Origin of the sequence: Microbispora sitophila (assembly GCF_014892245.1) — a bacterium.
GTDB lineage: Bacteria > Actinomycetota > Actinomycetes > Streptosporangiales > Streptosporangiaceae > Microbispora > Microbispora siamensis.
In genome coordinates, this window is record NZ_JADBGC010000004.1 from 197,932 (window position 1) to 213,360 (window position 15,429).

16 protein-coding genes are annotated in these 15,429 nt (G+C 73.9%); 8 read left to right on the forward strand and 8 right to left on the reverse strand.

The genetic code is table 11. The features are described 5' to 3' along the window. Nucleotides 1-10: 10 nt before the first annotated feature. From IL992_RS08980 to IL992_RS09000, 5 genes are all read right to left on the reverse strand, one after another. Nucleotides 11-1,168 carry an LLM class flavin-dependent oxidoreductase gene (locus IL992_RS08980; protein WP_193202852.1) on the reverse strand — a complete coding sequence of 386 codons (1,158 nt, stop codon included), beginning with the start codon at nt 1,166-1,168 and terminating at the stop codon, nt 11-13. Continuing rightward, on the reverse strand, nt 1,165-2,157 hold the full coding sequence (locus IL992_RS08985) for an ABC transporter substrate-binding protein (RefSeq protein ID WP_193202853.1): 993 nt from the start codon (nt 2,155-2,157) through the stop codon (nt 1,165-1,167). Before IL992_RS08985 ends, IL992_RS08980 begins: the two co-directional genes overlap by 4 nt. Then, a complete protein-coding gene (locus tag IL992_RS08990; protein WP_193202854.1) occupies nt 2,154-2,981 on the reverse strand; it encodes an ABC transporter ATP-binding protein in 828 nt (275 codons plus the stop codon). Before IL992_RS08990 ends, IL992_RS08985 begins: the two co-directional genes overlap by 4 nt. Next, a complete protein-coding gene (locus tag IL992_RS08995; RefSeq protein ID WP_193202855.1) occupies nt 2,954-3,799 on the reverse strand; it encodes an ABC transporter permease in 846 nt (281 codons plus the stop codon). The genes IL992_RS08990 and IL992_RS08995 overlap by 28 nt, the downstream gene beginning before the upstream one ends. 70 nt (nt 3,800-3,869) lie before the next feature. Beyond that, nucleotides 3,870-4,838 (reverse strand): helix-turn-helix transcriptional regulator, encoded by a 969-nt coding sequence (locus IL992_RS09000; protein ID WP_193202856.1) that lies wholly within the window; start codon nt 4,836-4,838, stop codon nt 3,870-3,872. 88 nt (nt 4,839-4,926) lie between these two features. Here IL992_RS09000 and IL992_RS09005 point away from each other — a divergent pair, with 88 nt between their 5' ends. Then, on the forward strand, nt 4,927-6,060 hold the full coding sequence (locus tag IL992_RS09005) for an epoxide hydrolase family protein (protein ID WP_193202857.1): 1,134 nt from the start codon (nt 4,927-4,929) through the stop codon (nt 6,058-6,060). Nucleotides 6,061-6,093: 33 nt separating this feature from the next. Here IL992_RS09005 and IL992_RS09010 read toward each other — a convergent pair whose 3' ends face one another. Next, nucleotides 6,094-6,687, reverse strand: a complete 594-nt coding sequence (locus IL992_RS09010; protein ID WP_226872571.1) for a hypothetical protein — start codon at nt 6,685-6,687, stop codon at nt 6,094-6,096. A 1,091-nt stretch (nt 6,688-7,778) separates the two neighbouring features. On the opposite strand from IL992_RS09010, the gene IL992_RS09015 reads away from it, so the two are divergent. Further along, entirely contained in the window at nt 7,779-8,045 is a 267-nt protein-coding gene (locus IL992_RS09015) for a DUF4031 domain-containing protein (protein ID WP_142556761.1), read from the forward strand. Nucleotides 8,046-8,163: 118 nt separating this feature from the next. On the opposite strand, the gene IL992_RS09020 is transcribed toward IL992_RS09015, so the two are convergent. Together IL992_RS09020 and IL992_RS09025 are read right to left on the reverse strand one after the other, a co-directional pair. Then, nucleotides 8,164-8,778, reverse strand: a complete 615-nt coding sequence (locus IL992_RS09020) for an HD domain-containing protein (protein ID WP_193202858.1) — start codon at nt 8,776-8,778, stop codon at nt 8,164-8,166. A gap of 35 nt (nt 8,779-8,813) precedes the next feature. Beyond that, entirely contained in the window at nt 8,814-10,220 is a 1,407-nt protein-coding gene (locus tag IL992_RS09025) for an MFS transporter (RefSeq protein ID WP_193202859.1), read from the reverse strand. Nucleotides 10,221-10,308: 88 nt separating this feature from the next. Here IL992_RS09025 and IL992_RS09030 point away from each other — a divergent pair, with 88 nt between their 5' ends. The 6 genes from IL992_RS09030 to IL992_RS09055 all read left to right on the forward strand — a co-directional run bounded on the left by IL992_RS09030 (nt 10,309) and on the right by IL992_RS09055 (nt 15,381). Next, nucleotides 10,309-10,629: an ArsR/SmtB family transcription factor gene (locus IL992_RS09030; protein ID WP_193202860.1), complete on the forward strand. Its 321-nt coding sequence runs from the start codon at nt 10,309-10,311 to the stop codon at nt 10,627-10,629. 108 nt (nt 10,630-10,737) lie between these two features. Then, nucleotides 10,738-11,640 carry an AAA family ATPase gene (locus tag IL992_RS09035; RefSeq protein WP_193202861.1) on the forward strand — a complete coding sequence of 301 codons (903 nt, stop codon included), beginning with the start codon at nt 10,738-10,740 and terminating at the stop codon, nt 11,638-11,640. Beyond that, nucleotides 11,633-12,823: a vWA domain-containing protein gene (locus tag IL992_RS09040; protein ID WP_319018439.1), complete on the forward strand. Its 1,191-nt coding sequence runs from the start codon at nt 11,633-11,635 to the stop codon at nt 12,821-12,823. Before IL992_RS09035 ends, IL992_RS09040 begins: the two co-directional genes overlap by 8 nt. Next, on the forward strand, nt 12,816-13,916 hold the full coding sequence (locus IL992_RS09045) for an XdhC family protein (protein ID WP_193202862.1): 1,101 nt from the start codon (nt 12,816-12,818) through the stop codon (nt 13,914-13,916). Before IL992_RS09040 ends, IL992_RS09045 begins: the two co-directional genes overlap by 8 nt. Next, nucleotides 13,913-14,503: a nucleotidyltransferase family protein gene (locus IL992_RS09050; RefSeq protein WP_193202863.1), complete on the forward strand. Its 591-nt coding sequence runs from the start codon at nt 13,913-13,915 to the stop codon at nt 14,501-14,503. The genes IL992_RS09045 and IL992_RS09050 overlap by 4 nt, the downstream gene beginning before the upstream one ends. 77 nt (nt 14,504-14,580) lie before the next feature. Beyond that, on the forward strand, nt 14,581-15,381 hold the full coding sequence (locus IL992_RS09055; protein WP_193202864.1) for an SAM-dependent methyltransferase: 801 nt from the start codon (nt 14,581-14,583) through the stop codon (nt 15,379-15,381). Nucleotides 15,382-15,429 lie beyond the last annotated feature (48 nt).

The following is a 15,429-nucleotide window of genomic DNA, read 5'->3' on the forward strand; positions in this document are numbered from 1 at the left end:
CGGCGGGCCGTCAGGCGCTCAGCCGTACGGGCGCGGCCGCGCCGAGCAGGCCGCGCCGGCGCAGCTCGGGCAGCACGCCCTCGCCGAACCAGAAGGCCTCCTCAAGGTGCGGGTAGCCCGACAGGACGAACTCCTCCACGCCGAGCGCGGCGTACTCCTCGACGAGGTCGGCGACCTCCGCGTGGCTGCCGACGAGCGCGGTGCCGGCGCCGCCGCGCACCAGGCCGACCCCCGCCCACAGGCCGGGGTGGATCTCCAGGTCTCTGACCCTGCCGCCGCGCGAGCCCCCGCGGGAGCCCCCGTGGAAGCCTTCGTGGAGCGCGAGCATCCGCTGCTGCCCGACCGACTCGCTGCGGGACAGGACGGCCCGTGCCGACGCGATGTCCTCGGGGGAGATCTGGTCGAGCAGCCGCCCGGCCTCCGCCCACGCCTCCTTGGAGGTGTCCCTCGTGATCACGTGCAGCCGTACGCCGAAGCGCAGCGTGCGGCCCTCGGCGGCGGCCAGTTCGCGCACCCAGTCGAGCTTGGCCGCGACCTGGGACGGCGGCTCGCCCCAGGTGAGGTAGACGTCCACGTGCCGGGCCGCCACCGGGCCCGCGGCGGCCGAGGAGCCGCCGAAGTACAGCTCGGGCACCGGGTCGGGCCGCTCGGCGACCGTCGCCCCCTCGACGTCGTAGTAGTGGCCGGTGAAGTCGAACGGGCCGTCCCAGGCGCCGCGCACGATCGACAGGAACTCGGCGGTCCGCGCGTACCGCTCGTCCTTGCCCAGGTGGTCGCCGAAGCGCCGTTGCTCGGCCGCCTCCCCGCCGGTCACCACGTTCAGCAGCAGCCGGCCGCCGGAGATCCGCTGGTAGGTGGCGGCCATCTGCGCCGCGAGCGTGGGGGACAGCGCCCCGGGCCGGAACGCGACCAGGAACTTCAGCCGGGTCGTCACCTGGGTCAGCGCGGCGGTGACCAGCCAGGCGTCCTCGCAGTAGGTGCCCGTGGGGGTGAGCACCGCCTCGAACCCGGCCTGCTCGGCCGCGCGGGCCACCTGGGCGAGGTAGTCGATCGTGGGCGGCCGGAACGCGGTGGCCGGCGACTGCCCGTGCACGCGGCGCAGGCCGTGCCCGCCGCCGGTGATCGCCCTTCCGTCGCCCGAGGTGGGCAGGAACCAGTGGAACTTCATTGCTGAGCCTTCCTGACGACGTCGTTGAAGCGGTCGTCCACGAACTGGGAGAACGTGACGGTGCCCGGTACGAGACCCTCGGCGGAGAACGCGTCGGCGATCTCCTGTTCGGAGGAGACGACCGAGTCGTCGATCACGACCGGGGTGGCCACGGCGTTGGCCACGGCCGCGTCCGCGACCTCGACCGGCAGGCCGGTCTCCCGCGCCCACACCTTCGCCCACTCGTCCAGGTGGGCCGCGGCCCAGACCCGCGCCTTGGCCAGCCGCGTGAGGAAGTCGCCGATCGCGGCCCGCTTGCCCGCGTCGCCGAGCGCGGCGGGAGCGGCGACCTGGAAGCCCAGGCCGTTGACGATGCCCGCGCCGTCGACCAGCAGCCGGGCCTTGTGCTGGATCTCGGCCTGCGAGGCGAAGGGGTCCCAGATGGCCCAGGCGTCGACGGTGCCGGACGAGAACGCCGCGAGGGCGTCGGCGGGCTGGAGATACTGCGGCTGGATGTCCTTGAAGGACAGGCCCTCCTTCTTCAGGACCGCCAGCAGGTGGTAGTGGGCCGAGCTGCCCTTCGCCACCGCGATCTTCTTGCCCTTGAGCTGGGCCGGCGAGGTGATCGCGGACCCGTCGGGGACGAGGATCGCCGATCCCTTGGCGCTCTGCCGGTACGCCGCCACGATCTTGATCTTCGAGCCGGAGGCGGCGGCGAAGACGGGTGGGGTGTTGCCCACGCCGCCGATGTCGACCGCGCCCGCGTTGACGGCCTCCAGCAGCGGCGGCCCGGAGGTGAACTGCGACCACGTGATCGCGTAGGAGGTGCCGTCGAGGAGTCCGGCGGCCTTGAGCAGGGCCTGCGACCCCGCCTTCTGGTCGCCGACCCGCAGGGTGACGCGGCCCGCGGCCTGTCCGTCATCCCCGCCGGACGTGCCCTGTCCCGTCGAGGCGCAGGCCGTGGCGGTCGCCAGCGCGATCAGCAGCGCGGCGAGCAGTCTCCTGGTCATGCGGGTCCTTCCGGGGTGACGCCCAGCGCGGACAGCAGGGCCGCGCGCAGGGTGAGCAGGTCGGGGTGGTCGCGGTGCCGGGGGCGCGGCGCGGCGACGGTCCACTCGTGCGCGACGCGCCCGCGGTCGAGCACCAGGATCCGGTCGGCCAGCAGCAGCGCCTCGTCCACGTCGTGGGTCACCAGCAGCACGGCCGGGCCGTGCGCCGCCCACAGGTCGAGCACCAGGCGGTGCACGGTGATCCGGGTCAGCGCGTCGAGCGCGCTGAACGGCTCGTCGAGCAGCAGCAGCCCCGGCTCGCGGACGAGCGCGCGGGCCAGGCTCGCCCGCTGCGCCTCGCCGCCGGACAGCGTCAGCGGCCACGCCCCCGCCCGGTCGGCCAGGCCGACCTCGGCCAGCGCCGCCTCCGCCCTGCTGACCGGGTCAGGCGCGGTCAGGCCGAGCGTGAGGTTGTCGCGCACCCGCTTCCACGGCACCAGCCGGGGCTCCTGGAAGGCCACGGCCACCGAGCCGTCCACCTCCAGGCCGCCCTCGACCTCCTCGTCCAGGCCGGCGAGCGCGCGCAGCAGCGTGGACTTGCCCGAGCCGCTGCGGCCGAGGAGCGCGACGAATTCGCCGCGCCCGATCGTCAGGTCGAGGCCGTCGAGCACGGTGCGGTCGCCGAAGCGCCGGGTGAGCCCGCGTACTGTGGCCAGCACCGCGGCCTGCGCTGTGGCCTGTGCCGTGGCCTGTCCTGTGCCCGCCGACCGTACGGCGTCGGGAGCCTGCGCGCTCCCCGTGACACTCCCCGGGACATTCACCGGGACAGGAACTCGCGCCGCCATGTCAGCGCCCTCCTTTCCAGGAGCCGGACCAGGGCGTCGGTGAGCAGGCCGAGCGCGCTGTAGACGAGCAGGCCGACCACGATCACGTCGGTGCGCAGGAACTCCCGCGCGTCGTTGATCATGTAGCCGAGGCCGGCGTCGGCGTTGACCTGCTCGGCCACGATCAGCGCCAGCCAGGCCACGCCGAGGCTCTGCCGCAGCCCGACGAGCGTCTGGGGGAGCGCGCCGGGCAGCACGATGTGCCGTACGAGCGCGGCCCGGCCGAGCCTGAGGGTCCGGGCGACCTCGGCGAGCTTGCCGTCCACGCCCCGGATGCCCGCGAACGTGTTGAGGTAGAGGGGGAAGGAGACGGCGAGCGCCACCAGCAGCACCTTGGGCGTCTCACCGATCCCGAACCAGAGGATGAACAGCGGGATCAGTCCGAAGAACGGCAGCGCCCGGAGCATCTGCATGATCGGGTCGACGGCGTTCTCACCGGTCCGGCTCAGCCCGGCGACCAGCGCGAGGCCGACTCCGGCGATCGCTCCGGCGGCGAAGCCGAGAAGCACCCGTTCGAGGGACACCGCGATCGCCGTGGGCAGCGTCCCCGAGCGCACCAGGTCGAGCGCGGTCGCGGCGATCTGCGACGGGGCGGCGAGCAGCCGGGCGGGCAGCAGCCCGGACGCGCTGGCGACCTGCCACAGCAGCACGACGACGAGGGGACTGACCCACCTGTGCCACCCCCTCCTCGGGCCGCGCGCCGTGGCGGAGCGGGGGCGCGGCCGGGGATCGACCCGGACCGCGCCCCCTAACTCGCCCTGCAGTTCGACGACGGACATGGACACACCTCGCAGTTGACGACGGGAATTCGTCACCAGAGTTGCCCACATTCCCTACCAAGTCAATAGGTTATCTGGCCGTGGTCTTGGCGGCGCGAGCGGCGCGGGCGCCCAGCGCACGCAGATACGCCCGCAGCTCAGGCGGCTCGTGCACCTCGAACTCGCAGCCGAGCATGAGCAGGCGTGACGCGAGCCACTCCAGGGTGTCGGCCGGTCCGCGCAGGCGGCAGCTGTGGTCGTCGATCGGTTCGACGTTCCCCGCGGCGGCGCCGAGCCGGCCTGCCACCTGGCCGGCCGGAAGGCGCACGGTCGCCACCACCTCGTAGACGGGCGCGGACGAGTACAGCTTGGCGGCGACGAACGCGGCCGGGTCCTGTTCCGGCGGCACCCGGGCCGGGACCCGTACGCCGGTCGGGTGCGGGTCGCCGATGCGGTCGGCACGGAAGATCCGCCAGTCGTCGCGGTCGTTGTCGTATGCCAGCAGATACCACCGGCGCCCGGCCGTGACCAGGCGGTACGGCTCGGTCAGGCGCCTGGTCTCGGTGCCGTCGCCGGACCGGTAGGCGAAGCGCAGGCGTTCGCGGTTGGCGGCGGCCCCGGCGAGCACCACCAGGGTCCGCGGGTCCACGGGCGGCTCGGCTCCGGCGAGCATCGGCACGGTCGCGGCGGCGAGCGCGCCCACCCGGTGCCGCAGCCGGGACGGCAGCACCTGCTCCAGCTTGGCCAGGGCGCGCACGGACGCCTCTTCGATGCCGTCCACCGGATGCGCGGCGGCCGTGCGGAGGCCGACGGCGATGGCCACCGCCTCCTCGTCGTCCAGCAGCAGCGGCGGCATGGCCGCGCCCGCGGCGAGCCGGTAACCGCCCACCGCACCCATCGTCGCCTGGACCGGATATCCCAGCTCGCGCAGGCGATCGATGTCGCGGCGAATGGTCCGGGGGCTGACCTCCAGACGCTCGGCCAGCTCGCTTCCCGGCCACTCGCGGGGCGTCTGCAGCAGCGACAGCAGAGCGAGCAACCGTGCGGACGTATCACTCATGGATCAAGCATGCCCGGTCATCTAGGACGGGTCATGACCTACATGGCCCCTAGCGTCGATCCCGTCATCGCGACGCGACGGGAGAGACATGAGCACCGAGATCCGCCCATTCCGTATTGAGATCGCTTCGGCCGACCTGGACGACCTGAACGACCGGCTGGACCGCGCCCGGTGGCCCCGTGAGCTGCCCGGCGACGGATGGAACCGCGGCGTCCCCGACGCCTTCCTCCGGAGGCTCGCCGCCTACTGGCGCCAGGAGTACGACTGGCGCCGGCACGAGGCGCGGCTGAACGAGTTCCCCCAGTTCATCACCGAGATCGACGGTCAGGACATCCACTTCCTGCACGTACGCTCGGCCGAGCCCGGCGCACTGCCGCTCGTCCTCACGCACGGCTGGCCGAACTCGTTCCTGGAGTTCACCGAGCTCATCGGCCGCCTCACCGACCCCCGTACGCACGGCGGCGACCCCGCCCGGGCGTTCCACGTCGTGGTGCCCTCCCTGCCGGGCTTCGGCTTCTCCGCGCCGCCGCGCGGCACCGGCTGGACCGCGGCGCGCGTGGCGCGGCTCTGGGCGGAGCTGATGCGCCGCCTCGGCTACGAGCGGTACGGCGCGCAGGGCGGGGACTTCGGGGCCTACGTCGCCCCGGAGGTGGCCAAGGCGGCGCCGGACAACGTGGCCGGGGTCTACATCGTCAGCGGTCTCGGCTTCCCCACCGAGAAGGATCTCCCGGAGATGACCGAGGAGGAGCGGGCGGCCTATGCCCGGCTGATGGAACAGGACTGGATGAACGGCGTCGACCACCACGCGTTGTTGCGCGCGGCGCCGCAGACCTTCACGTACGGGTGGCACGACTCACCGCTCGCGGCACTGGCCTGGATGACCCAGAAGTTCCACGAGTTCAACGCCTCCGGCAAACCGCTGGAACAGGTGATCGACCGGGATCTGTTCCTGACCGGCGTGAGCCTGTACTGGTTCACCGGGACGTTCGGGACGTCGGCGTGGCCGTACTACGAGAGCACCGGCTTCGGCTGGCCGGAGGGCCAGACGGTCGCGCCGACCGGTGTGTACAGCGGCCCGCCCGGCATCCGCCGGCTCGCCGAACGCCACAACACCATCCTCCACTGGCCGGAGGACAATCCGGGTGGCCACCACTTCATCGCGATGGACCAGCCGGATCGCCTCGCCGCCGACATCCGGGCGTTCTTCGCCAAGGTGGGCTGACCGGCGCGGACCGGCCGCGTCCTTCGACGGAGGTCAGCTCGCGCCCGGGATGGTGACGTTCTGCTCCTTGAACTTGTAGCCGGTCTTCGCGGCGTCGCGCTGCAGGCCGTCCATCGAGCTCTTGCCGGCGTCGATGTCGGCCGGCGTGGCGGTGCCGTTGTGCAGCTTGTCGGTCAGCGCGCTGAACTGGGAGTTGACGCCCTCGACGGCCCTGCACAGGCTCGGATTGGCCGTGGCGAAGCTCTTGGCGACCTTCAGCTGGTGCAGGGCGAAGGCGCCGGCGATCGCGGCCTTCGCGATCGTGCGCTTGCGCTTCTCCGCTCCGGCCCTGAAACCACCGCTACGCAGCGGTTTGTAGATGTAGCGGTGGAAGGCGCCGAGCGCGAGACCCGCGTGCAGGGCGAACCGGGTCTTGGCGAACTTCTTGGCGTTGCCGCCGGTCGGGCACGGCGAGTTGTACTCGCTCTCGGTCGCGGTCGGCGTGACGAGCGCCGCCGGTCCGGCCGCAACGGCGCCTCCGGACGCCGGGGCGGTGGTCGTGCCGCCGCCGCAGCCGGCGAGCAGCGCCATCGTCAGCACGGCCGCCGCCGCGAGCGCGGTCAGGGACCGAACAGTTCGTGCAGCCATCGTTTCCCCCTATGGCCCCTGTGGATCCCGTGGACCCTGCGGTTCCGCGGCGCACCGCCCGCGCACCGTCTGGTGTCCCGAATCCGGGCCGTTGCGATTGTGTGATCGGCGCCCTGCGCCGCGAGCGGTCACGGGGCCACGGCTGTCGCGGGCCGTCCTGGCCTCTGACGCGAGGGCGCGTTCTGACGACGGTTGCCGCCCAGATGGCGACTATGCGGGCGTTTGCCGGGTCGGGGCGCTTTCCATGCCGTGGCCGGACGGACATTTTGGAGCCACCGCACGGTTCGTATGGCGAAAGCGCGGAAGGCACGGCGAATTCGCCGGGAAATCCGGCCGGGCGCGGCCCGGCGCCTCATGGGGGCGTAGATCCCGTGCCAGCGGAAACCAGAGGCGGCACCATTCCGGATCTGACCCGGCACGTCATTCATCGATCCATGTCAATCGCCGGATCGCGATTCGCATCGGGTTTTCCCCGGATCATCGCGGGCGGCGGGCGGTGGGGTGGACGCCTCCCGGAGGCGATTCGGACAATGGGGTAGGAACAACCCGATTCGCCGCAAGGCGGCTTGATCGGAAGGGAGAAGGGCCATGCGAGGTGGGCGTTTAAGCATGATCGTCGGCTCGGCGCTGCTCGGCACGGTCGCACTCTGGCCGGCCACGACGTCTCCGGCGTCGGCATCTGTGGGTGCGGGCGGCGCGGCCGTCACGCAGGCGGCTCCCGGAATTCACGCGAAGCCGAAGCCGTCGCCTAAGTGCACCTATCGATGCACAAACCACCGTAAGTTCAAATGCTGTCCCAAGTGTCAGCGAGTTCCGGGGAAATGCTAGAGGATAATTCCCGCTGAGGTAGCCCTCGGGGGACCGCCGACGCGTTCTCCGGTCATCTGATATCCGCTCCGAATCCGCTCACCGCCGTGCCGGCGTCGGCTGCCGTATCGCCGGGGGACGGGCGGCGACGAGGTGGCGGCCGGCGCCCCGGGGCTATGCTCGCCCGGGACGACACCGGGGGACGGCCCCCGGACCCCGCAGGGGCGGTCGGGTAGTCCTCGCTTTTCGCTGCGGGTTACTCGACCGGCCCAGGGGAGGGGCGCATGGCGGTGCTGATCGACCGGCCGAACTGGCCGGGACCCCGGGGCCTGCTGTGGTCCCACCTGGTGAGTGACTCCTCGCTGGAGGAACTGCACGACTTCGCCCGACTGCTCGGCGTGCCCGAGCGGGCCTTCGACCGGGACCACTACGACGTGCCCGAGACGGTCTACGACCGGGCCGTGTTCCTCGGGGCCGAGCCCGTCGGCAGCCAGGAGCTGGTGCGCCGCCTGCGCGAGTCAGGCCTGCGCCGGCCGAAGACCCGCACCTGATCTACGCTGTAAAGGCGAGCGGCCGCCAGGTGCCAAGTGGTGACCCGACGGCGATCCGCCGCGCGGCTCGTCGTGCGCGCCCACCGCTCAGAGAACGGCTCAGAGATCAGAGAACGGCTCAGAGAGCGGCCAGCTCGGCGGCGACGTTCTCACGTGCCCGCAGCTCCCACAGGTCCCGGCCTGCGGGAGTGCCGAACAGGCGGGGCTTGCCGAGCAACTCCCGCAGCACCGCGGCCCGTCCGGTCCTGAACGCCTCGTCCGGCACGTGCCGATACTCCTCGCGTACGGCTCTCGTGTACGTCTCGTACGCGCCGGGTGGCGCCGCGAGGATCGCCAGATCGGCGTCGCACAGGACGGCCGCGTTCATGTCGCCGGGCTCGTAGGCGTGCCCCGCCGTGAGCCGCACGAGCCGGGCCACCTCGCGCACCCGCTCCGCGGGCAGGCCGCAGGCGGGCAGCCGGGCCTGGGCGAGCTGGGCGCTGCGCTCCTCGTCCCAGCCCGGCCGCCCCTCGTAGACGGCGTCGTGGAACCACGCGGCCAGCCGTACGGCGTCCGCGTCCCCCGCCTGGGCGGCGAGCGGTTCGATCGCGGCCAGGACCGCCCGCAGATGGGCAGTGGTGTGGTAACGCCGGTGCGGTTCCGCCCAGCGGGCGGTCAGTTCGGCGGCGAGCGCCCGCCCGGCCGGCGAGCCGGTGAGGCAGCCCGGCCGGGGCAGGCTCCGATCGTCGGTCATGTGCCGAACCCTAAGGGGCGCGTGCGTGGGGTCTCTCAGGCCGTGCGGGCCGCACGCTCGCGGGCGAGGCCGAGGACCGCCGCGAGGAGGGCCAGGACGACGACCGCGCAGCCGTATACGGTGGCCGTGGTCCGCAGGCCGAGCGACGGCACCGCGATCCCCGCCGCGACCGCGGGCACGCTGAAGGCGAGGTAGCTGACGACGTAGACGGAGGCGAACATCCCGGCCCGCTCGGCGGGGCCGGCCAGCGCCGCGAGCGAGCGGAACGCGCCGAGGAAGGCGCTGCCGAACCCGCAGCCCGCCACGACCGTCCCGGCGAAGAACATCGGCGTGGACGCGGCGGCGAGCGCCGCCAGGGTCAGGCCGGCGCCGGCGGCGAGCACCAGCGACCCGCCCGCCATGACCCGCCTCGCCGGCAGGTCGCGCACGACCAGAGACGCCAACGCTCCGGCGGCGGTGAGCGCGGTGACGACGAGCCCGCCGACCAGGCGGTCGGGGACGCGCAGCACACCCGCGGTCAGCGAACCGCCCAGCGACAGGTAGAGCCCGCCCAAGGCCCACGTGGCGACCAGGCAGGGAACGGCCGCCGCGAACGCACCGCGGACGGGCCGTGGCACGGCCACCCGCGGGCGCAGCGAGACGAGCGCGTCCCGCCCCCGGCCACGACGGGGCGCGACCGGCTCGGGCAACAGCGCCATCGCGGCCGCCAGCAGGACGAAGACGGCCGTGAGCAGGACGAAGACCGAGGTCGTCGGGGTGGTCGTGTAACGCACGAACAGGCCGGCGCCGAGCGCTCCCGCGGCCAGGCCGCCGGTCGGCGCGACGCTGTTGACCAGCGCGCCCAGTTGACGGACGCGGCGCGACGCGGGCTGCAGGTCCACCAGACCGGCGCTGATCGCGCCCGTCGCCGCGCCGGTGGCCAGGCCCTGCACCGCCCTGGCCAGCAGCAGCGGCCCGACGCCGTCCGCCGTCAGGAACGCGACCATGGCGCCCGCCTCGGCCAGCAGGGCCGTGATCAGCACGGGCCGCCGGCCGACGTGGTCGGACAGCCCGCCGACGGTGAGCAGCGCGATCAGCAGCGCGAGGGCGTAGACCGCGAACACGGCGGTCAGCGTGGCCGCCGAGAACCCCCAGCGCTGCTGGTAGAGCACGTACAGCGGGGAGGGGGTGCTCGCGGCGGCCATGAACGCCACCAGGGTCCCGGCGAGCAGCCAGAACCCGGCCCTGCGGGAGATCCGGCCGCGCGCCGCCGTTCCCGCCGCCTCCGGGGCCGTCTCCGTCACCGTTCCGGCCGTCACCGTTCCGGCCGTCACCGTTCCGGCCGTCACCGTCCCGGTCACCGTTCCGGCCGCGTCGCCCCGCGGTCCGGGCGTGCGGCCCGGCGCGCGCGGGTCCGCCTCCAGGGTGTTCGCGGACGGAGCGCAGCCCCCCGAGTTCGTCATCTCGGCACTCCAATCGTTCACGGTTCCAGAATTTTCGAACCGTCACACCGTACGACGGAGCGCCGGATAGTTCAACTATTATCGAACCATGCCTGGAGCCCGGGACCTACCGCACCCCGACGCCGCGAGCCTGGTGCTGACCGACGTGCTGTTCGCGCTCAGCGACCCCTCGCGGCTGGCGCTCGTACGGCGGCTCGCGCAGGGGCCGCTGGAGGTGGCGGCGTGCCAGCCCACCGGGGGAGAGGTGCCGAAGTCGACGCTGTCGCACCACCTGAAGACCCTCCGCGAGGCCGGTGTGATCCGCAACGTCCCGGAGGGCCGGCAGCGGTACGTGAGCCTGCGCAGGCAGGACCTGGACGACCGCTTCCCCGGCCTGCTGGACGCGGTGCTCGGCACGACCGCGGAGTAGAACCCGGGAGGATCTGTGCGATCGTGGCGACGCGGGACGGTGTGACACGCCCGGCTTTGGCGGATTCGGCCAGAGCCTCGCGGAACGCTCGCCACGTAGCCTGTCCGTGTGCTGCGGCGGACGACCACGATCTCGGACATCGACGCGCCGGCGAGGCTGGCGGAGCTGCTCGACCACCACGACTACCTGGCCGACGAGGGCGTGACGACCGCGGCCTACCTCGCCCTGAAGATGGGCCGGCCGCTGTTCCTGGAAGGCGAGGCGGGCGTCGGCAAGACCGAGCTGGCCAAGACGCTGGCGGCGATCCTGGACGCGCCGCTGATCAGGCTGCAGTGCCACGAGGGGCTCGACGCGGCGCAGGCCATGTACGACTGGGACTTCCCGCGCCAGCTCCTGCATCTCAAGGCGGCCGAGGCGGCCGGCGTGGCCGACGTCGCCGCGCTGGAGGGCGAGATCTACGACCGCCGGTTCCTCGTCGCCAGGCCGCTGCTGCGGGCCCTGGAGACCCAGCCCAGCGTGCTGCTCGTGGACGAGATCGACCGGGCCGACGACGAGTTCGAGGCGTTCCTGCTCGAAGTGCTGTCGGACTTCACGATCTCGGTGCCGGAGATCGGGACGATCAGCGCCGCGACCCCGCCGGTCGTGGTCCTGACCTCCAACAGGACCCGCGAGGTGCACGACGCGCTCAAACGGCGCTGCCTCTACCACTGGCTGGAGCACCCGGGATTCGACCGGGAGGTGGCGATCCTGCGGCGGCGCCTGCCCGGATGCGCGGAGCGGCTCGCGGCCGACGTGGCGCGGACGGCGGGCCGGATGCGCGAGGCCGGCCTGGTCAAGCCGCCCGGCATCGCCGAGACCCTCGACTGGACCGAGGCGCTGCTCACGCTCGGCGCGGTGGAGCTCGATCCCGCCCTGGCCGCCGCCACGCTGGGCGCGGTGCTCAAGCACCGGGAGGACCAGGAGACCGTCCGGGCCCTGGGGCTGCTCACGCGGGACGGCGGCCGTGGCTGACCAGAGCTGGGGCGGCCACCGCCCGGGCCTGCTCGCGTCGCCCGGTCCCGGACCCGTCGCGGTGCTGACCGGATTCGCCCGGACGCTCCGGGCGGCGGGGGTCGCGGCCGACCACCATCGCACCCAGAGCTTCCTCGCGGCGCTCGGCCACCTCGACGCGGCCGACGGGCGGAACGTCTACTGGGCGGGCCGTCTCACCCTGTGCGCCGGGCCCGACGACCTGCCCCGCTACGACCGCTGCTTCGCGGCCTACTTCTCCGCCGCCTTCCCCGCGCCGCGCCGCGTCCGCGCGATGACCGTCTCCGTGACCCGCCCGGTGGCGGCGCCGTACGGCGGCGGGGAGCGGGAACCGGCGGGCGAGCCCGGCGCGCCCCCGGCCACGGCGAGCGAGATCGAGGTGCTGCGGCACCGGGACGTGGCGCGGATGAGCGAGGCCGAGCGCCGGGAGGTGCACCGCCTGCTCGCGCTGCTGCGCGGCGCCCGGCAGCCGCGCAGGTCGCGGCGCTACCGCCCGTCGCCCCACGGCGGCGCGACCGACGCGCGGCGCACGGTCAGGGAGATCCTGCGGCACGGCGGCGAACCGGCCCGGCTGCGCCGCCGCGTGCGCAGGGACCGGCCGCGCCGGGTCGTCATGCTCGTGGACGTCAGCGGCTCGATGGCCGCCTACGCCGACACGCTGCTGCGCCTCGCCCACGCGCTGGTGCGCGCGGAGCCGGGGGCGACCGAGGTGTTCAGCGTGGGAACCCGGCTCACCAGGATCACCGCCGCGCTGCGCCACCGCGACCCCGGTCTCGCCATGGCCGAGTGCTCGGCGGCCATCCCCGACTGGAGCGGCGGCACCCGGCTGGGGGAGGAGGTGCGGGCGCTGCTGCGCCTGCCCGATCCCCGGGGGGCGATCGTCGTGATCGCCTCCGACGGATGGGAGCGGGGCCAGGCCGACCTGCTGGGCGCGCAGATGGCCCGGCTGTCCCGGCTCGCCCGCCGCGTCGTCTGGGTCAACCCGCACAAGGGCGACCCGGCGTACCGGCCGCTGACCGCGGGCATCCGCGCGGCGCTGCCGTACGTCACGGACTTCGTCGCCGGGCACAGCCTGGCCGCGTACGAGGAACTGGCCGCGCTGCTGGCCGGCGACCGGCCCGTGCGGGCTTTCCGGGCTGTCCGGGGGGGAGGGGCCGGTGCGTGACGTGCTGGACCAGGTGCTGCGGTGGTGGGAGCAGGGGCGGCGGTTCGGGCTCGCCACCGTCGTCGGCACCTTCCGCAGCGCACCGCGCCCGCCCGGCGCGGCCATGGCCGTCCTCGACGGCGAGGCGGCCGGCAGCGTGTCGGGCGGCTGCGTCGAGGGAGCGGTCTACGAGCTGGCCGCGCAGGTCGTCGCCACCGGGACGCCGGTGCTGCAGCGGTACGGCGTGAGCGACGACGACGCCTTCGCGGTCGGCCTGACCTGCGGCGGGATCATCGACGTGTTCGTCGAGCCGGTCTCCAAGGAGGACTATCCGCAGCTGGGCGAGGTCGCCGCGGACGTCGCCGCGCGGCGTCCGGTCGCCGTGGCCACGATCGTCGCGGGCCCCGGCCGCGTGGGGGCGCGCCGCGTGGTCTGGCCGGACCGGGCGGCGGGCTCGCTCGGCTCGGCCCGGCTCGACGACGCGGTGGACGACGACGTGCGCGGCATGCTCGCGCAGGGCCTGACCGGCGTGCGGCGCTACGGCCCGGAGGGCGAGCGGCGGCTGGACGACCTGCGGGTGTTCGTGCAGTCGTTCGCGCCGCCGCCGCGCATGCTGGTCTTCGGCGCGATCGACTTCGCCGCGGCGGTCGCGCGGATCGGCCGCTTCCTCGGCTACCACGTGGTGGTGTGCGACGCGCGGCCGGTCTTCGCCACGGCCAAGCGGTTCCCCGAGGCCGACGAGGTCGTGGTGGCCTGGCCGCACGACTATCTGGCCGCGGCCGAGGTCGACGAGCGCACCGCGATCTGCGTGCTCACCCACGACCCGAAGTTCGACGTGCCGCTGCTGGAGGTGGCCCTGCGCACCCCGGCGGCGTACGTCGGGGCCATGGGGTCGCGGCGCACGCACGCGGACCGGCTGGCGCGGCTGCGCGAGGCCGGCCTGACCGAGGACGAACTGGCCCGGCTGCGGTCGCCGATCGGGCTCGACCTCGGGGCGCGCACGCCGGAGGAGACGGCCGTGTCGATCGCGGCCGAGCTGATCCAGCTGCGCTGGGGCGGCAGCGGCAGGCCGCTCACCGAGACGTCGGGACGCATCCACGGCGAGTCGCGGTGAGTGGCGCGGCGGTCGCCGGGCTGCTGCTGGCCGCCGGAGGCGGCAGCCGGTTCGGCGGGCCGAAGGCGCTGGTGGAGTTCGAGGGGGAGCGGCTGGCCGACCGCGGGGTGCGGCTGCTCGCCGAGGGCGGGTGCCGGCCGGTGCTGATCGTCCTCGGGGCCGCCGACGTGCCGGTCGCCGGTGCGGTCGTCGTGCGCAATCCCGGCTGGGCGGCCGGCATGGGCTCGTCGCTGCGGGCCGGGCTGCGCGCGCTCCCGCCGGCCGCCGCCGCGGTGGTGATCGCGCTGGCCGACCAGCCGCTGGTGCGGCCCGAGGCGGTGCGCCGGCTGATCGCGGCATTCGAGGCCGGCGCCCGCGTCGCCGTCGCGGCGTACGGCGGGGCGCCGCGCAACCCGGTGCTCATCGCGCGCGAGCACCTGGAGGAGGTGGCCGCGCTCGCCGAGGGCGACGTGGGCGCGCGGCCCTTCCTGCGCGCGCACCCCGAACTGGTCACGGCCGTGCCCTGTGACGACGCGGGCGACCCCGTGGACGTCGACACCCCCGCCGACCTGTGTCGACTCCATGAGGGGCGACTCCATAAGGAGTAATTCGCCCGATTCGCTGCCCTTGGTGAGCTCCGTCACAATGATCGCGAAGAAGAGTCCGGCCGACCGGGGAGCGCGTCATGACGGAGCAGGCACCCGGCGGGTTCGACGTCACGCGGCCCAACGTCGCCCGCATGTACGACTACTACCTGGGCGGCAAGAACCACTTCCCGCCCGACCGGGCCGCGGCCGAGCGGATCATCGAGCTGTCGCACGGGTACGTCAGGGACGCGGTGCGGGAGAACCGCGCCTTCCTCGGCCGGGCCGTGCGTTACCTGGCGGCCGAGTGCGGCATCCGCAGGTTCCTCGACCTCGGCGCCGGCCTGCCGACGCAGGGCAACGTCCACGAGATCGCGCTGGCGGAGGCCCCCGACTCGCTCGTGACGTACGTGGACAACGACGCGGTGGTGGCGGCGCACGGGCGGGCGCTGCTGGAGGGCGATCCCCGGGTGCGCTTCCTGCAGGGCGACATGCGCCGGCCGCGGGACGTCCTCGCCGCGGCGGAGGAGGCGGGCTTCACCCTCGACGGCCCCGCGGCGCTGCTGCTGGTGTCCTGCCTGCACTTCGTGTCCGACGAGGAGGATCCGGCGGGGCTGGTGGCCGCCTATCGTGACCTGCTTCCCGCGGGCAGCCACCTCGTCGTCTCCCACGTCTGCTCCGACCTCCTGCCCGACACGATGGCGCAGGCGGGTGCCGTCTACGGCAACGCCAACGCGCCCTTCGAGGCCAGGCCGGGCGCGCAGATCGCCCGGTTCTTCGACGGCTTCGAACTGGTCGAGCCGGGGCTGGTCCCGCTGAACGAGTGGCGGCCCGGCGACGACCCGGTGCCGCCGCGCGGCGGCTTCCTGCCGGTGCTCGGAGGTGTCGGCCGCCGACCCTGAAAGTGGTCACGGCCGGTCCGCATCACTAGCCTTGGGATCCGAATACGG

Excerpts from the sequence above, each read along its gene's own strand:
- IL992_RS08985 (WP_193202853.1), bottom strand. The coding sequence starts at position 2,157 with ATGACCAGGAGACTGCTCGCCGCGCTGCTGATCGCGCTGGCGACCGCC.
- IL992_RS09055 (WP_193202864.1), top strand. The coding sequence starts at position 14,581 with ATGACGGAGCAGGCACCCGGCGGGTTCGACGTCACGCGGCCCAACGTC.
- IL992_RS09000 (WP_193202856.1), bottom strand. The coding sequence starts at position 4,838 with ATGAGTGATACGTCCGCACGGTTGCTCGCTCTGCTGTCGCTGCTGCAG.
- IL992_RS08990 (WP_193202854.1), bottom strand. The coding sequence starts at position 2,981 with ATGGCGGCGCGAGTTCCTGTCCCGGTGAATGTCCCGGGGAGTGTCACG.
- IL992_RS08980 (WP_193202852.1), bottom strand. The coding sequence starts at position 1,168 with ATGAAGTTCCACTGGTTCCTGCCCACCTCGGGCGACGGAAGGGCGATC.
- IL992_RS09010 (WP_226872571.1), bottom strand. The coding sequence starts at position 6,687 with ATGGCTGCACGAACTGTTCGGTCCCTGACCGCGCTCGCGGCGGCGGCC.
- IL992_RS08995 (WP_193202855.1), bottom strand. The coding sequence starts at position 3,799 with ATGTCCGTCGTCGAACTGCAGGGCGAGTTAGGGGGCGCGGTCCGGGTC.
- IL992_RS09015 (WP_142556761.1), top strand. The coding sequence starts at position 7,779 with ATGGCGGTGCTGATCGACCGGCCGAACTGGCCGGGACCCCGGGGCCTG.
- IL992_RS09025 (WP_193202859.1), bottom strand. The coding sequence starts at position 10,220 with ATGACGAACTCGGGGGGCTGCGCTCCGTCCGCGAACACCCTGGAGGCG.
- IL992_RS09020 (WP_193202858.1), bottom strand. The coding sequence starts at position 8,778 with ATGACCGACGATCGGAGCCTGCCCCGGCCGGGCTGCCTCACCGGCTCG.
- IL992_RS09030 (WP_193202860.1), top strand. The coding sequence starts at position 10,309 with ATGCCTGGAGCCCGGGACCTACCGCACCCCGACGCCGCGAGCCTGGTG.
- IL992_RS09005 (WP_193202857.1), top strand. The coding sequence starts at position 4,927 with ATGAGCACCGAGATCCGCCCATTCCGTATTGAGATCGCTTCGGCCGAC.